Genomic DNA, 15811 nt, shown 5'->3' on the forward strand with positions numbered 1-15811 from the left:
CTCATCTCCTACAGGCCGGTCACGTGGGCGCGGCGGGTGAGGAATATACCGCTCGGGCTTTTAACCGGCAGGGTAGCCAGCTTCTGGTGAGTACGGGTGTCATACAGCTGCACCTCATTCAGGTCGCGTACGGATACCCAGACCTGTTCACCGCGGGGTGAAAATTCCATATGCAAAACGGCCGGGCCGGGTTGCAGCGTGTCGGTAATGGCCAGTGTTTCGGCATCGATAATCTGAATCTGGCCATTATCCGGATGGGCAAATGACACCCAGATTTCGCGGTTGTCCGGGCGTGACATAACGAATACCGGCTGGCCGGCCACCGGGATATGAGCCACCTGCTGCCAGCTGCCGGCGTCGATCACCAGCACCTGATGACGGCCGACGCCCGGTACAAACAGGTAGTTTCCGGCCTGGGCCCAGCCTTCCAGGTGCGGCATTTTGTACACAGGCAACGCCTGGTCTTTATCGCCATAGTCCGGCAGTACCCGCACCGGTGCCTGATCGTCGTGCCACAGATCAAGGCGCGCCATGCCCGGCTCGCCGAACAGACCGGCAACGTAGTAATGACCATTGGCGGTAATCAGGGCGTCGTATGGATTTTTGCCAATCTGAGCATGGCGCTTGATGCTGAATTGGCCATCGGCTGCGAAATGAGAGAAGTCGGCAATCTGCATCTCAGCGCCATCAAACAGGCTGAACACAAAACGATTACCGGGAGCATCGACCAGTCCCACGGTTTTGGATAATTTCTGTTGTCCGCTGGCGTCGGTGTAGGTGGCCGGAATATCGGCTACCAGCTCCAGCGTATCGGCACTGAATACGCGCACACCGCCCGGAGTGTAGTTGGAGACGGCAATCAGACTGCCGTCCTGCGAGATGGCTCCACCAATGCTGTTACCGCCCTGAACAATGCGTTTATCAATCTGCCCCTGCAGTATGTCGACCTTGGTGAGGCCGCCATCACGGCCAAAGACGTAGGCAAAACGTTCATCGCGTGAAAACACCACGGAGGCGTGGGATAAATCGCCAAGTCCGCTGACGGTATGCACAATGCGGCGGCTGCTGCTATTAAAAACCACCAGTTCGCCGCTTTCGCGCGCAATAATAACGCCTAGATCACCGCTGGCCTGATAACGCGTGGCTGGCGTCAGGACCGAACAGGCAGTGAGCAGGAAAAAGGCACTCGCGAGAAAAATTCGTTTCATCAGTCAGTCTCCGCTGGCAGGTGAATCAGTGTTTCCACCAGAAAATCGATATCGTCAGCCGACAGCAGTGGCTGCCACGGAGGCATGGCACTGCCGGGGATACCGTAGGTAATGATTTGCCGCAGATAAGCCGGATCGGAGCTGCGGATCTGGCCGGGCAGAAGAGAAGGGCCAAGGCCGCCTTTCAGGGTCATGCCATGACAGGAACCGCAATCATGGCGCAGTAAATGAACCAGCTGCTGCTGGCGCACCTCCGGCAGTTCTGACTGTGCAGCGGGTATCACCGCCATCAGTACAGCAAAGAACAAAAGACATTTTCCCTGGTGCATTGCCCTATCCATCATCGGACGAAAATCATATCCGGATGCTAGCTAATTCATAACGCACTTATGGTGACACAGCTCAAATGCAGCCAGCTCGCTGCTGGTGCTGTATGGGTAGAGAAAATACCTATTAATTTCCGGCAGTTACTGAAGCGAATTAATAAAAAATTAAAAATCATTCAGTCGATGACTGATATTCGGGCCGGTTCAGGAGCAGACCGGCGATAACCTGTTGCTCTGTAACGTCTGAGTACTCTTCATCAGCGTGTTTTTTCAGCCCGAGATCAGACAGCAGTACATGGTTGAAGCGGGTAATGCCGGCCTTCTCCAGACAATGGCGCACGCAGGCCAGCGGGCAGCCATCGATAGCAATGATGCTTTCTGCCTGGCGGGCTTTGCGTAACAGAGGTTTTACATTGCCGCCTACTCCGGCGATACACGACATTTCTGCCTGGCCGCTGCGGTCAAGGCGGACAGCGATACGGTTAGCCAGCTGTGCAACCTGGGAACAGCCTGAGCAGGAATAAACCAGTGGCAGGGTATTTTTTGCCATAAAAGTTATCCTAAATTAAAACCTGTTGTCAGGGTGTCTGGCGTTTTTCCGCTTGGCAATGAGGGGATTTACGACGGGCAGGGGAATTAACGAAATAACGGTTAATGTCTACCTATTTGTGAGTATGTGGCGGTATTGCTACCGCCACACATCAGGTCTTACTTGTGTGCCTGGCTGTTGAAGTACGCGGCCAGATCTGCGATGTCGGCATCGCTCAGAGTTTTGGCCATAGGTGCCATAATGGCGGCATTGCCACCGGTACGCTGACCGTCACGGTAGGCTTTCAGTGCAGCTTCCAGATAAGCCGGATGCTGACCTGCCAGTTTCGGATACATAGGCACCATACTGTTACCATCGACACCATGACAGGCGGCACATACGCCGGATTTTGCTTTGCCTGCTGCGGCGTCGGCAGCGATGGCACCATTGGACAGTAAGGCACCTGCAAGCGCAGTAATCACGATAAGATTTTTCATCTTCTTTCTCCTTGTTTTGCCGCAAGCGGCTTATGACTGCCACAGGGCAGCTGTTGTAACAGCAGATGTTGTCAGCAGCAGCCACAACATCAGCATTCTTCTGAGCATGGGCGGTGCATGCTTCAGTTCCATAAAATCATTAATAATCCAGATGCCTTTCAGTAAAGCTGCAGCAGCTGAAAATACGATCAGCGGCAGGGCAAACAGTGCTTCATGCGGAAACAACGCCAGGGTCAGAGTCAGCATACACATGATCAGCCAGCGCCAGCGCAGCGCAGTTGTTGCTGTCGTTACACCGCTTTTCATGTTCATCCCCGCATAAAGTAAAGCGCCGGAAACAATACGATCCACACCAGGTCCACCATGTGCCAGTAGGCAGCAACGCTTTCACTGTGGCTGATGCTGTTTTCATTGCGCCCGTTTTTTTTAAGAGCTCTGGCGTAAATCAGCACAATGACGACTCCGGCGACGACATGCATAAAATGAAAAAAGGTGGCCAGAAAATAAAAAGTAAAAAACGCGTCGTAATGCAGGGAGTAGCCATCGCTTAATAATGACTGGTATTCCCATAGTTTGACGCTGATATAGATCATGCCTGTCAGGGCTGTGGCGATAAAAAAACGGTAAGCCAGTGGTGACTGATGACGGACGCAGATAACTGCCCGGGCCACGCAGTAGCTGCCGGAAATTAATGCCAGGGTATTAATTACACCCGCCAGCGGATGTAACACAGCCATTCCGCTTTGAAAAAGATCAGGGTGGCTGATGCGCACCAGCGCCGAACCGGCAATTAATAAGGCGAACACGCCCAGTTCAGCACACAGGAAATACCACAGAGCCATATCCCCTGGCAGATATCCTGTTTCCGGCTGCTGAATCTGTTGCTGCATGTTCATTGCAGTTTACCACTCAGGTTCAGGTACAGGCCCGGTAATATGGCTGGCAGCTGATCGGCCCGGCTCAGACGGAAATATCCCTGATGGCCGAACACGTAAGGAATGTAATCCCCGGTACTCTGATCAATGGTGACGCAATAAGTAATAATCCCGGCGCGCCGTGCTTCCAGCAATGCCATGCGGGTGTCCTCCAGTCCGTAGCGGCCTTCGTACAGATCGAGATCATTGGGTTTGCCATCGGTCAGAATCAGCAGCAGACGCTTATCTGCCGGATGGTCATTAATAATATCGCCAGCCTGACGGATGGCGGCGCCCATGCGGGTGTAATAGCCGGGTTTCAGCGCCTGAATGCGGCCGTGAATGACGTTGTTCATGGGTTCGCGGAAGTTTTTGATCATATTCAGCCGCACATGATCACGGCGGCGCGATGAAAAACCATACAGAGCAAAATTGTCCTGGCTGGCATCCAGCGCCTCGCCGAGCAGGTGCAGGCTGTCACGGATCACATCAATGACCTGGCGTTCGTTGTTGGCCCAGGCATCCGTGGATAACGACAGATCGGCCAGCACCAGGCAGGAAAGATCGCGGCCTTGTGGCTGTTGCTGCTGCCAGACCCGGGCATGGCTGCTGGCATTCCCCTGCTGGCGCTGCACCTGATGCGTGATACAGGCGTTAAGGTCGAGGGCTTGACCCTGCAGCTGATGTTTCTGCCGCAGTGGCTGCTGGCCAAACGCAGCAAACTGGCGCCGCAGGCGCCGGGCCAGTGGTTGCAAATGAGGCGGCAGCGGTGCCGCAACGGCGGCGCGTGGCAGCATGGGAATTACGCGGCAGTAATCATTCAGCAGGCGCTGTTTGCGGTAGTCCCATTCAGGGTAGAGATTGCCTGTGCTGAGCGGGATGTCGTCCTCTGCAGCGCTGGGCAGATCCAGATCCAGACGGATACGCGATGCTACGCGCCCGCGGCTGGTGGACAGGGTGATGTTATCGAGATCTTCGGCGACCCGGCTGGCGTCTTCGTCGCCGGTATCGTCGCTGGCGCGGTCGAGCGGAATGAACTCGGACCAGGACAGCAGGCTCTCCAGGCGGAACAGCGTCAGACCATGACGGCTGTCCGGGTCTTCGGCGTAGCTGGCCTGACGGCGCAGACCGGCATTCTGCTGGCTGCTTCCGGCTCCCTGATCGTCACTGTCACTGTCACGCCGTCTGACCGGTGCTGCACCACTGTTGACGGCCGGATACAGCCACAGCGGAACCGGATCCGGGTCGCCGGGGCCGTCCGGTAGCTGAGTACAGGTCCCCGGATTCTGCAAGGCCTGCACTATGGCCTGCTCGCGGGCTTCGCCGCCACGACGCGGGCGGATACGTTGCCGGCGCGCGTTTGTTTCTGCGTCGACCAGACGCTGATAAACCGCGCTCAGGCCGGGGAAACGCCGCAGGCAGCGCAGCACCGCCTGTTGATTACCACTGAACCAGTTACCCTGTTCCGTCAGCGGATTGCAGGAGGCGAGCGCCGTCAGCCACAGGTAGAGGTCGCGGTTATGGCCCTCATCCGGATACAGAGCGATTTCTGCCGGCAGATACAGGGTGTCATGGTCACGCCATGCCAGTGGCCAGCGCAGTCCGGTACCGGCGATTTTCTGCAGCAGGTGGCGAGAGGAATGCACGCGGCGTTCGGCCGCCGCGCGTATATTCAGGCCAGCATCCCCCCCCAGAGCCCTGAGCACCAGCGCTAGCCGCTGTTGCTCATTGGCGAGAGAGGCACTGTGTTGCGGGTAGCTCAGCTGTGCCATGTGGGTTATCAGTTTGTGCCAGCGTATTCCGACGGCTTCTTCCACGGGATTACTCCTTGCTGCGGACCGGAATCTGCGCAGAAACAGGGGCTTCGCCGGCCTGCCAGTGCAGCAGCGGGCCTGCAGGATTGTTGCGTTGCACATCACGGCAGGCGCTTACGCACTGGCCACACTGAGTGCAGGTAATTTTGCGTTGCTTGCGTGCCCTTGCCGGCAGACGCATCGGGCAGGCCTGATCACAGGCCTGACAGTCGCGGCATTCGCGGCCACGCTGACGCTGAAAGTGAATGACCAGAGCTTTCGGGCTGATGCTCCAGATCAGACTCTGGAAAATACCTACTGCACAGCCATAGCGGCAGAACCAGTGACGCGCCAGAGTGAATTCCAGTGCAAACAGGGTGGTGGCTACCAGCAGAAAGATAAGGACATAGGGTTGTGGCTGCAGCTGCCATAGCTGACGCCATATATCGAGCGGTGGCCACAGATAACTGAGCAGACTGACCGCCCACAAAAATGCGCTGGCGAAGATCCATAACGCAATCACCAGGTGCGCGCCGCGCCGGGCCGCATGGCTGGGTTTTTCCCAGACGGAGCGACGCCCGAGCCAGTGCTGCATTTTCTGATCGAGTAATTCCACCATGCTGAAATGCGGGCACAACCAGCCGCAGTAAATCCGGCCATAGCGCCAGACCAGTACGATCAGTAATACCAGCGTGCATAGTACCGGCAGCGCCAGTCGCAGCAGCAGATTGGTGGTAACTGATGTGGCGTCCTGTCCGGCACTGGGCAGCAGATTAAGCGTCCAGTCGGAGCCAAAAATAATAAAATTTCCGCGGCTCAGATCGAGGCGGAAAATATCCAGAACCGGTGCCAGCACAAACAGCAGAAAAAACAGGCTGCGCAGCAAAAGGCGGGTGACAGGCAAACGGTTCGGCATAGTGTCAGGGCCGCCGTCAGGCGGCCCGCTCCATTCAGGCGTTGGCGGCCAGGGCTGGTGCCTGGTCACGGGTGCGGCCAGCGACCAGGAAGCTCGCCAGATACATGAATACGCCGACGGTGAATGCCATACCAGCCACCAGACGCGCCCAGTAAACCGGCACGATCAGGTCCTGAGTCGCCATAAAGCCAAGGGCAATACCATCCGCTGGCACACGCTGCTGCATCACCTGAATGACGCCGGCTGCGGTCAGCAGTAAGGTAATGGCAAGCATTGACAGACACATCACCCAGATTGAGGCAATTTCCATCTTCTGTGCTGCCGGGCTGTTACTCTGGCGACCATTCAGTTGTGGCCAGGCGAAGGAGATAATCGCCAGCACAATCATGACGTAGGCACCGAAGAACGCCAGGTGGCCGTGGGCTGCGGTAATTTGTGAACCATGGGTGTAATAATTCACCGGAGCCAGGGTGTGAATAAAGCCCCACACGCCTGCGCCGAGGAAGGCCATAATGGTACAGGCCGATGCCCAGGTCATTGCCGCTTTATTCGGATGTTCACGACGACGCTGCTTGATCATGCTGAAGGCAAACACCATCATCATAAAGAACGGCAGCGGTTCAATGGCGGAGAAGACAGAGCCAATCCATAACCAGTAATCCGGTGTGCCAATGTAGAAGTAATGGTGGCCGGTACCAAGAATACCGCTGATCAGTGCCATGCCGATGATCAGGTACAGCCATTTCTCCACCACTTCACGGTCGACGCCGGTGGTTTTGATCAGAATAAAGGCCAGAATGCTGCCCAGAATCAGTTCCCACACGCCTTCCACCCACAGGTGCACAACCCACCACCAGAAATACTTATCCAGGGTCAGTGAGCTTGGGTTGTAGAACGAGAACAGGAAAAATACGGCCAGACCCAGCAGGCCTGTGATCAGAACCATATTAATAACGGTTTTGCGTCCGCGCAAAATGGTCATGCCGACGTTAAACAGGAAGCCCAGGGCAACAATCACAATCCCCACTTTGGTAATGGTGGGTTGCTCAAGAAATTCGCGTCCCATGGTTGGCAATATGTCGTTGCCAGTGATTTCTGCCAGTGTGGCATAAGGCACAGAGAGATAACCGATAATGGTCAGAGTACCGGCAACGGCGTAGGCCCAGAACAGAATCCACGCCAGTTTCGGACTGAACAGTTCGCATTGGGTTTCTTCAGGAACCAGATAATAAGTTGCACCCATAAATCCGCACAGCAACCACACAATCAGCAGGTTGGTGTGCACCATGCGGGCGACGTTAAAAGGAATTTCGGGGAAAAGAAAGTCGCCGATGATGTACTGCGTGCCGAGAATCAGACCAAAAACGATCTGACCGATAAACAGCAGTATGGCAAAGGCGAAGTATGGTTTGGCAACAGCCTGACTTTGATACTTCATGGTTTACGTCCTTAATTAAATAACACTGGTTATCAGCGGTTAACCTTCGATGCCTGGTGGCCAGTCGTTGGTGTTAATGCGTGATGTCCAGATTAAGAATTCGGCAAGATCGTTCAGCTCTTCATCGTTGAGATGGAATTGCGGCATCTGACGACGGCCTTCAACACCGGTTGGCATGGCTTTCAGCCAGGCTGAAAAATACGCTTTGAATACGGCTTCGTTTTCCATGCCACGGCGTTTAAATACGTTGCCCAGTTCCGGCGCAAAATAAGCACCTTCACCCAGCAGCGTGTGGCAGCCGATACAGTTGTTTTCTTCCCAGAGAGCTTTGCCGTGGGCAACCTGCTCCGTCAGCTGATCGCGGTTTTCACGCTTAGGCAAAACCGTGACAGTATCAAAAGTGAGTGCGACAAAGAGCAAAAAGAAAAATGCACCTCCGCCGTAGTAAATATTGCGGGCCATGCCCTTGGTAAAACGTTCCGACATAATATTTCCTCTTCTTGAGCTTAAACACTGTGCTCCGGCGGCATCGGAAAATGCGCGCGGATAACATCTTCAATGGCTTCCTGCGTCGATGGGTCATCACTCAGGGTTTCGGTCAGAGCGGCGCGGCAGGCAGCGGCGTGACTCAGGCCGCTGTTGATCAGTTGCGCACACAGAATTAACAGACGTGTGGACGGGGCTTCTTCAAGATCGCTGTCGCGCAGACTGCGTAATGCCTGAGCGGCCATTACCAGGCCATGGGCAATCTCCTGAGAAATTCCGGTTTCGTGGCAGACAATACTGATTTCCTGTGCCGTATCCGGGTAATCAAAGGACAGGCTGACAAAGCGCTGGCGGGTGCTGGGTTTCAGGCCTTTCATCAGGTTGCGGTAACCCGGGTTGTAAGACATCACCAGCATAAACCCCGGCGCTGCCTGTAAGCGTTCACCGGTACCGTCGAGTGGCAGGATGCGCCGGTCGTCGGTCAGCGGGTGAATAACCACAGTTGTATCTTTGCGTGCTTCAATCACTTCATCCAGATAGCAGATGGCGCCTTCGCGCACAGCACGGGTCAGTGGACCGTCCTGCCAGAAGGTGCCGTCCTTGCCGATCAGGAAGCGGCCAATCAGATCGGCGGCGGTAAGATCGTCATGACAGGCCACCGTATACAGTGGTCGTTTTAAGCGGCTGGCCATGTGCTCAACAAAACGGGTTTTTCCACAGCCGGTGGGGCCTTTAATCATGACAGGTAGCTGGTTTTTACTGGCATGAAGAAATACATCAACCTCATTACCTTGTGGGCAATAGAAGCGTTCTTCATGGTTATTGAGGTGATATTTTTCGGCGATATTCATGGCTTGTTCCATAGCCGGTATTCAGGCGTGTAATGCTGGTATTTTCAACCCAATCCATAAATACCGAATCATGGGCATAAGCATACCTAATAAGGGGTAGTGCCAATATTGCATGGTATTTTATACCTGATTTTTTGGTGGGACTGATGGCTATGCTTATCTTTATCTTGTTGAAAAATATAGAAATTTAATTTTCTTGCTGGTCGTATTTCTATTGTGTTCGGGTTTATATAACCAGTGGCTGGTTTTATTTACCATAAAAATAAAAAGTTAAAAATAATGATTTAACTTAGCTGAAATAAATGACCTGATAATTCGTTGATCTGCATCAGTTCTAATATCGCCTGAGGCACTAGGATCTTTTTACAGATGAGGTGCGGCTGGCTGGAGCGTGTTTTTACCGTGGGTCAGCAGTAAGGAACTGGATTACATTACAAGCACGAGAGAGGAAGAATCATGAAATTTCTGAAGCATCCGTTGTGCGTGGTTGCGGCGACATTCAGTCTGGCGGTGGCTGCAGCCCCGAATCCGGAAAATGCCAATGCAGCGTATCAGGGAGAAGCATCGGCAGTTGATCCTGCCAGTCTGCGGGTGGTGCACAGTGAAGGGGCACCGGATCTGACAGAAGATGAATTCGCACAAGCGAAAGAGATCTACTTTCAGCGTTGTGCTGGCTGCCATGGTGTGTTGCGTAAAGGGGCAACCGGCAAGCCGCTGACACCGGATATTACCCAGGAGCGCGGTCTGCCGTATCTGGAAGCTCTGATCAATTACGGTTCACCGGCGGGTATGCCGAACTGGGGCTCATCCGGCGAATTCACGCCAGAACAAGTCACGCTGATGGCCAAGTATGTGATGCATGAGCCGCCAACGCCTCCTGAGTGGGGTATGGAAAAGATGCGTGAGTCCTGGAAAGTTCTGGTGAAGCCTGAGGATCGTCCGAAGAAGCAGCTGAATAAGCTGAACCTGCCTAACCTGTTTTCCGTTACCCTGCGTGATGACGGCAAAATTGCGCTGATTGATGGCGATACCAAGAAAATTGTCACCACCATTGAAACCGGTTATGCCGTGCATATTTCCCGTTTATCGGCGTCCGGACGCTATCTGTTTGTGATTGGCCGTGATGCCAGAATCGATATGATCGACCTGTGGCCTAAGACACCAGTCCGTGTGGCTGAGATTAAAGTTGGCCTGGAAGCGCGTTCTGTAGAAACCTCAAAATATGAAGGTTTTGAAGATAAATACGCCATTGCCGGTTCCTACTGGCCGCCACAATACACCATCATGGATGGCGAAACTCTGGAGCCGATTAAAATTGTCTCCACCCGTGGTATGACAGTGGATAAGCAGGAATACCATCCAGAGCCACGCGTTGCGGCAATTATCGCATCGCATGAGCATCCGGAGTTTATCGTTAACGTGAAAGAAACCGGCAAAGTTCTGCTGGTGAACTATGAAGATATCGACAACCTGAGCGTAACGGAAATCGGTACTGCGCCTTTCCTGCACGACGGTGGCTGGGACGTTTCACACCGCTACTTCCTGACAGCGGCAAACCAGTCCAACAAAGTGGCGGTGATCGACTCGAAAGAACGTAAAATGGCCGCACTGGTCGATGTGGGTAAGATTCCGCATCCGGGTCGCGGCGCTAACTTTGTACACCCGGAATTTGGTCCGGTGTGGGCAACCAGTCACCTGGGGGACGACAGTATTACCCTGATCGGTACTGACCCGGATAAGCATGCGGCTAATGCCTGGAAAGTGGTTAAGGTTCTGAAGGGGCAGGGTGGTGGATCGCTGTTTATTAAAACGCATCCGAAGTCAGATCACCTGTATCTGGATACACCATTTAACCCGGTAGCCAGCGTCAGTCAATCGGTTGCAGTGTTTAATATCAAGGATCTTGATAAAGGCTATACCGTGCTGCCGATTGCCGAATGGGCTGGTCTGAAAGAGGGCTCCCGCCGGGTCGTTCAGCCTGAGTTTAATGCCGAAGGCAACGAAGTCTGGTTCTCGGTGTGGAACGGTAGGGAAGAAGAGTCTGCCATTGTGGTGGTAGATGATAAAACGCTGAAACTTAAGAAGGTAATTAAGGATAAGCGTCTGATTACTCCTACCGGTAAGTTCAACGTTAAAAACACTCAGCACGACATTTACTGAGTGTATTAAAAAGGAAGCCCGGATTATTCCGGGCTTTTTTTTATTTAATATCGAGCTTTTGTGCCAGCTTGTGCAGATTGCTTGGATCAAGGGAAAACGCCCTTGCTGTTTTGCTCCAGCTGCCTTTATGACGTTGCAGTTCACGCATAATGACTACCCGCTGGAAGTACTGTACCGCTTCTTTCATTGGCATGCCCTGCGTTGCCGAAATAATGGTTTCAGCTTTGTCGTCTGACATGATTAAGGCTGAATCCACCTCTGCTATATCCAGATCCAGCAACCGGCTGTCGAGAGTGACAATATCGTGCTTTTGCGCGCCCCTGCTTAAGGCCTTAATGGCGGCGCGGCTGATAACATGTTCCAGCTCGCGTACATTACCAGGCCAGTTGTACTGCAGCAGAGCTGCTGAGGCATCAGGGCTCAGGCGTAAGCTGCGCAAACCAAGACGGGCTCTGTTCTGTTCGAGAAAATACCCGGCCAGTAATGGGATGTCTTTTTCGCGCTCGCGCAGTGGTGGGATAGGGACGGGATATACCGATAAACGATGGTAAAGATCGGCACGGAAAGCACCGTCTTTAATCTGCTTGCGCAAGTCACGGTTAGTGGCGGCCACAATGCGTACATTGACCTGCTTCAGCTTATCACTGCCGAGGCGCTGAATTTCGCCATTCTGCAGCACCCGCAGTAATTTTGCCTGAACCGGTAGCGGCAGCTCGCCAACTTCATCCAGAAAGAGTGTGCCTTTATCGGCGCTTTCAAAGCGGCCTGCCCTGTCTGAGCCTGCGCCGGAAAAGGCTCCTTTTACATGGCCGAACAGCTCGCTTTCTGCCAGGTTTTCCGGCAATGCCGCGCAATTAATGTATACCATCGGCCGGTTGGCCCGGTCTGATTTGCGATGCAGATAAGCAGCAAACAGCTCCTTGCCCACCCCGGTCTCACCGAGCAGAAGGACAGGAAGGTCGGACATGGCAACCACATCCAGTTCATGCCGTATGGCCTTAATAGCATCCGAGTGACCAATAATGTCACCGGCGGCATCGGCATTGGCCATCGCCGGATGTTCTGCAAGGCGGTTGCGTTGCAGAACTGCAATTTTGTCTTCCAGGGTATGCAGGCGGATGATGGTTTCAAGAACCGGCCGGCAGGTCTGGAGTTCGCTGAGCGTCTGTGTGAATGCGCCCGGTGTCAGGGAGTCGAGCGTCAGCGCCCCCCAGGCTTCGCCGTCACAGTAAAGTGGAATACCGATACAGTCATGCACGGGCAGGGGATTGCCTGGCTGGCTTTCCAGCAGGCCGTCATAGGGGTCGGGCAACGGGCTGTCTGCGGGAAAGCGCAGGCCGTCAGAAGACGTCATAATGGCTGTCAGTCGCGGATGTTGTGCCAGTACAAAACGTCTTCCCAGCGTTTCTGCAACCAGACCGCTTGTGGCTTCCGGTTTAAGGAAATCACCCCGTAAGCGTAACAGCACAACAGCGCCACAGTTAAAGTGCTGCCGTATTAACTGTGTGATTTTTTCGTAACAGCTTGTCGTGCACTCCTCGTTCATCAGTCTGATGAGGTCATTAATAATCATGATGTATTACCGGTGAAAATAACCTTTCAGTAAATATTACCCGAGTTTATTTTGGTTTTTTATACCCACAAATTGCCTGTCGCCTCATGTGGCCTGCTTTATGTTTATGGCCTGTATCTTGCTGGATCTGCATAAATCGAATAAACGGAGATTCTATGGAAATGTTACAGCGACCATTGTGTGAAGTGGCAACCAGTGTTCCTGGTGCATCAGGTATTTTGCGTGAATTTAATATTAATTTCTGTGCTCAGGGAGACGTCACACTTGAGCAGGCTTTAAAGGCCTGTGGTGCTGATGTGCAGGAGGTGAGCGGGAAGATCCGGAGCGTGGCTGACGAAACCAATATCAAAGACTGGTCTGAATACTCAAGTAAAGAACTGATCTCATATATTCTTGAGCGATTTCATGAGCGCCACCGCCAACAGTTGCCTGAGCTGATTATGCTGGCCACAAAAGTGGAACGTGTGCACGGTGACTCACCGGCATGTCCGCAGGGGTTGTCTGCCCTGTTGCGTGATGTGAAGGCGGACCTGGAAAATCACATGCAGAAAGAAGAGCAGATATTGTTTCCTATGCTGGCCGGTGGCATGTATCCCGGTGGTCCTATCAGTGTGATGCAGGGTGAGCACGATGATCATCTGCAGACCATCGCTGATATTCTGCGCATAACCAATGAGCTGCAGTTGCCCTCGGGTGGCTGTACCAGCTGGCGTAATCTGTATCTGGGACTTACAGAGCTTATCAACGATCTGATGGAGCACATTACGCTCGAGAATTACTTCCTGTTCGTGCCTGAACGTCAGGTCAGAGATGGTTCATGTTGCGGCTGTTGCCAGTAATCCGGCCCAGAACCGGGTGGTATACCTCTAAATTTCCGTTGCCTGTGAATGGAGGCTGCATACACTGAAAGGGTTGCCGATGGCCCGCGACCGGATGAATCTTCCGGGGTCGTGAAAAATCTCCATTGCCGCAGTATTTGAGGGTTAGGTAATGTAGAGTGTAGCGGCCGGGTCATCGGGCTTATTCCGAATAAATTTACCGGGTGAATCATGCAGATCGAAAGTTACGAAGACCTGATTATGGCAGCCATGGAGCAGCCAGAGCCTCAGCGTCTGCTCTTTGTCTTTGCAAAATCAGAGCTGCCGGAAGGGTACAGCAGTGAGCAGCAGGAGCGTTTTGGTCGCGGTGAGGGCGGCGTGCTTACCCCGGTGTTATGTGTAGACAAGCTGCCGGGTGAGGTGATGCATTTTCACGAGCTGGTGCAGGAGTCGGAAAATACCGGTATTCACTGGGATGTCGCCTTTGTCGGTGCTATGGCCGGTCGTGCCGGCTTTCCACCCTCTTCGGATGAAGCAGGTCAGCCGCTGCAGATGATGATGAGTAATATCAATTCCGGCATGATTGCTCACCTGCTCACGTTTAACCGCAAGGGCGAGATGATTGCTCTTTACTGAGCAAGCTGTCTGTTTACGGTGTTTTGAACTGAATTCTTTTCAGAAGCTGGCTGACTCTTTCCGGTAGGCGTTCTGCCGGATCGATTCTGTCGAGAAGATTTTTCAGCTCCAGTCCCAGTTCTGTGTCGCCGGTAATCAACAGCCGGCGACGGAAGAACAGGGTGTCCGGGTCTGCATTGCGGTTTATGATATCCAGTATGCTCTGCAGGTCTGCCCTGAACCTCACTTCTTCCACTTTGGCGGGCACACCAATCTGTAACTTGTTCCCATCCGATGCCACGCTGAAGCTGAAGTTGAGATCGGGTATTTCTATTCGTGCGACACGATTTTTCAGAAATAAAAAGTCACCGGATTTGATTTCGGGTTCCAGAGTTCTGTTAATAATTTTACTGATTACCAGCTGCTGAACTGCGGAAGGTGCCTTCTGACAGAAGATACGCATGACTTTCAGCAATGAATAGCTTATGCCGGGAAGTGCCTGGTTCTCAGTTTGCATTTAACAGCTCGCTCGATTGCATGTAACCGGAATTAAGAACGCATACTAGATTGGCATCTTTTATCGGGCAAACCTCCCTTGTGGGTATATTTTATTTACCCCCACGTAGATTTTCGCTGATACATAGCCTGGCTCTAATATAGAGGTTGAACCTTTAAAAAGAGAGCAGCTTATGGAGTTGCTTTGTCCTGCGGGAAGTCTTCCGGCACTGAAGGCTGCAATTAATCAGGGAGCTGATGCCGTTTACGTTGGTTTGCGTGATGAAACCAATGCCCGTCATTTTGCCGGTCTGAATTTCAATAAGGATAATCTGCAAGAAGCTGTACGTTATGTGCATGGCAGCCGGCGGCGGATTCACGTAGCCATCAACACGTTTGCGCACCCGGATAATTGGCCGCGCTGGCAGCAGGCGGTTGATACGGCCGTTCAGGCGGGTGTTGATGTACTGATTCTGGCGGATATCTCTTTGCTGGCGTACGCCGCTGAACACTATCCCCATGTCGAAACGCATCTGTCGGTGCAGGCTTCTGCAACCAACCCTGCAGCGATAGATTTTTACCGGCAGCTGGGCGTAAAGCGTGTGGTGTTGCCACGGGTTCTGTCCATGCCGCAGGTTCGCGCCTTATCCCGCACCTGTGACATGGAGCTTGAAGTGTTCGCCTTTGGCAGCCTCTGTATTATGGCGGAAGGGCGGTGCTATCTCAGTTCCTATATGACCGGCGAATCACCCAATACCGCCGGTGCCTGTTCACCGGCTGCCTTTGTGCGCTGGGACGAGCAGGCCGATGGGACACTGGAGTCGCGCCTCAATGGCGTGATGATTGATCGCTTCAGCGCGGATGAGAAAGCAGGCTACCCAACCTTGTGTAAGGGCCGGTTTTCTGTTGGCGATGAGCTCTATCATGTTCTGGAAGAGCCGACCAGCCTGAATACCCTGGAATTATTGCCTGAGCTTTATCAGGAAAATATTGCCTCGCTGAAAATAGAAGGCCGGCAGCGCAGTCCCGCGTACGTGGAGAAAATTACCCGGATATGGCGTCAGGCGATTGATCTGGTGAAAGAAAGTCCGGATCGCTATGCCGTGCGTGATGAATGGAATCAGGTTGTCAGTTCGTTATCTGAAGGGTGTCAGACAACGCTCGGAGCTTATCACCGGAAGTGGAAATAAAT

General features: G+C 53.3%; 17 protein-coding genes. 4 read left to right on the forward strand and 13 right to left on the reverse strand.

Going from position 1 to position 15811, the window contains the following annotated elements:
• Positions 1-8 precede the first annotated feature (8 nt).
• The 11 genes from ACQUQU_RS17970 to ACQUQU_RS18020 all read right to left on the reverse strand — a co-directional run bounded on the left by ACQUQU_RS17970 (position 9) and on the right by ACQUQU_RS18020 (position 8958).
• A complete protein-coding gene (locus ACQUQU_RS17970; protein ID WP_430461092.1) occupies positions 9-1208 on the reverse strand; it encodes a cytochrome D1 domain-containing protein in 1200 nt (399 codons plus the stop codon).
• A complete protein-coding gene (locus tag ACQUQU_RS17975) occupies positions 1208-1537 on the reverse strand; it encodes a c-type cytochrome (protein WP_225673984.1) in 330 nt (109 codons plus the stop codon). Before ACQUQU_RS17975 ends, ACQUQU_RS17970 begins: the two co-directional genes overlap by 1 nt.
• Before the next feature lie 169 nt (positions 1538-1706).
• Positions 1707-2084, reverse strand: a complete 378-nt coding sequence (locus tag ACQUQU_RS17980) for a putative zinc-binding protein (protein WP_225673986.1) — start codon at positions 2082-2084, stop codon at positions 1707-1709.
• 158 nt (positions 2085-2242) lie between these two features.
• The gene (locus ACQUQU_RS17985) at positions 2243-2560 is read right to left on the reverse strand and encodes a c-type cytochrome (protein ID WP_225673988.1); all 318 of its coding nucleotides are present in this window, start codon (positions 2558-2560) and stop codon (positions 2243-2245) included.
• Between the two features lie 30 nt (positions 2561-2590).
• On the reverse strand, positions 2591-2911 hold the full coding sequence (locus ACQUQU_RS17990) for a cytochrome C oxidase subunit IV family protein (RefSeq protein ID WP_430461093.1): 321 nt from the start codon (positions 2909-2911) through the stop codon (positions 2591-2593).
• Positions 2869-3450 carry a cytochrome c oxidase subunit 3 gene (locus tag ACQUQU_RS17995; RefSeq protein WP_430461094.1) on the reverse strand — a complete coding sequence of 194 codons (582 nt, stop codon included), beginning with the start codon at positions 3448-3450 and terminating at the stop codon, positions 2869-2871. Before ACQUQU_RS17995 ends, ACQUQU_RS17990 begins: the two co-directional genes overlap by 43 nt.
• A 2-nt stretch (positions 3451-3452) precedes the next feature.
• On the reverse strand, positions 3453-5291 hold the full coding sequence (locus ACQUQU_RS18000; protein WP_430461095.1) for a nitric oxide reductase activation protein NorD: 1839 nt from the start codon (positions 5289-5291) through the stop codon (positions 3453-3455).
• Positions 5292-5295: 4 nt separating this feature from the next.
• Positions 5296-6183, reverse strand: a complete 888-nt coding sequence (locus tag ACQUQU_RS18005) for a 4Fe-4S binding protein (RefSeq protein ID WP_430461096.1) — start codon at positions 6181-6183, stop codon at positions 5296-5298.
• Positions 6184-6217: 34 nt separating this feature from the next.
• Positions 6218-7621, reverse strand: a complete 1404-nt coding sequence (locus ACQUQU_RS18010; RefSeq protein WP_430461097.1) for a cbb3-type cytochrome c oxidase subunit I — start codon at positions 7619-7621, stop codon at positions 6218-6220.
• A 39-nt stretch (positions 7622-7660) separates the two neighbouring features.
• Positions 7661-8107, reverse strand: coding sequence for a c-type cytochrome (locus ACQUQU_RS18015; RefSeq protein ID WP_430461098.1), 447 nt, complete (start codon positions 8105-8107; stop codon positions 7661-7663).
• Positions 8108-8127: 20 nt separating this feature from the next.
• Complete coding sequence (locus ACQUQU_RS18020) at positions 8128-8958, reverse strand: CbbQ/NirQ/NorQ/GpvN family protein (RefSeq protein ID WP_430461099.1); 831 nt, start codon at positions 8956-8958, stop codon at positions 8128-8130.
• Between the two features lie 456 nt (positions 8959-9414).
• Between ACQUQU_RS18020 and ACQUQU_RS18025 the strand changes: the two genes are divergently transcribed.
• Positions 9415-11118, forward strand: coding sequence for a cytochrome D1 domain-containing protein (locus ACQUQU_RS18025; RefSeq protein ID WP_430461100.1), 1704 nt, complete (start codon positions 9415-9417; stop codon positions 11116-11118).
• Between the two features lie 40 nt (positions 11119-11158).
• On the opposite strand, the gene norR is transcribed toward ACQUQU_RS18025, so the two are convergent.
• Positions 11159-12691, reverse strand: a complete 1533-nt coding sequence (norR, locus tag ACQUQU_RS18030; RefSeq protein ID WP_430461101.1) for a nitric oxide reductase transcriptional regulator NorR — start codon at positions 12689-12691, stop codon at positions 11159-11161.
• A 155-nt stretch (positions 12692-12846) separates the two neighbouring features.
• Here norR and ytfE point away from each other — a divergent pair, with 155 nt between their 5' ends.
• On the forward strand, positions 12847-13530 hold the full coding sequence (gene ytfE / locus ACQUQU_RS18035; protein WP_430461102.1) for an iron-sulfur cluster repair protein YtfE: 684 nt from the start codon (positions 12847-12849) through the stop codon (positions 13528-13530).
• Between the two features lie 210 nt (positions 13531-13740).
• Entirely contained in the window at positions 13741-14145 is a 405-nt protein-coding gene (locus ACQUQU_RS18040; RefSeq protein WP_430461103.1) for a ribonucleotide reductase subunit alpha, read from the forward strand.
• Between the two features lie 13 nt (positions 14146-14158).
• Here the strand turns inward: ACQUQU_RS18040 and ubiT are convergent, their stop codons facing one another.
• Entirely contained in the window at positions 14159-14641 is a 483-nt protein-coding gene (gene ubiT / locus ACQUQU_RS18045; protein WP_430461104.1) for a ubiquinone anaerobic biosynthesis accessory factor UbiT, read from the reverse strand.
• A 172-nt stretch (positions 14642-14813) separates the two neighbouring features.
• On the opposite strand from ubiT, the gene ubiU reads away from it, so the two are divergent.
• Positions 14814-15809, forward strand: a complete 996-nt coding sequence (gene ubiU / locus ACQUQU_RS18050) for a ubiquinone anaerobic biosynthesis protein UbiU (protein ID WP_430461105.1) — start codon at positions 14814-14816, stop codon at positions 15807-15809.
• Positions 15810-15811 lie beyond the last annotated feature (2 nt).

The organism is Thalassolituus sp. LLYu03 (assembly GCF_050507655.1).
GTDB lineage: Bacteria > Pseudomonadota > Gammaproteobacteria > Pseudomonadales > Oceanobacteraceae > Venatoribacter.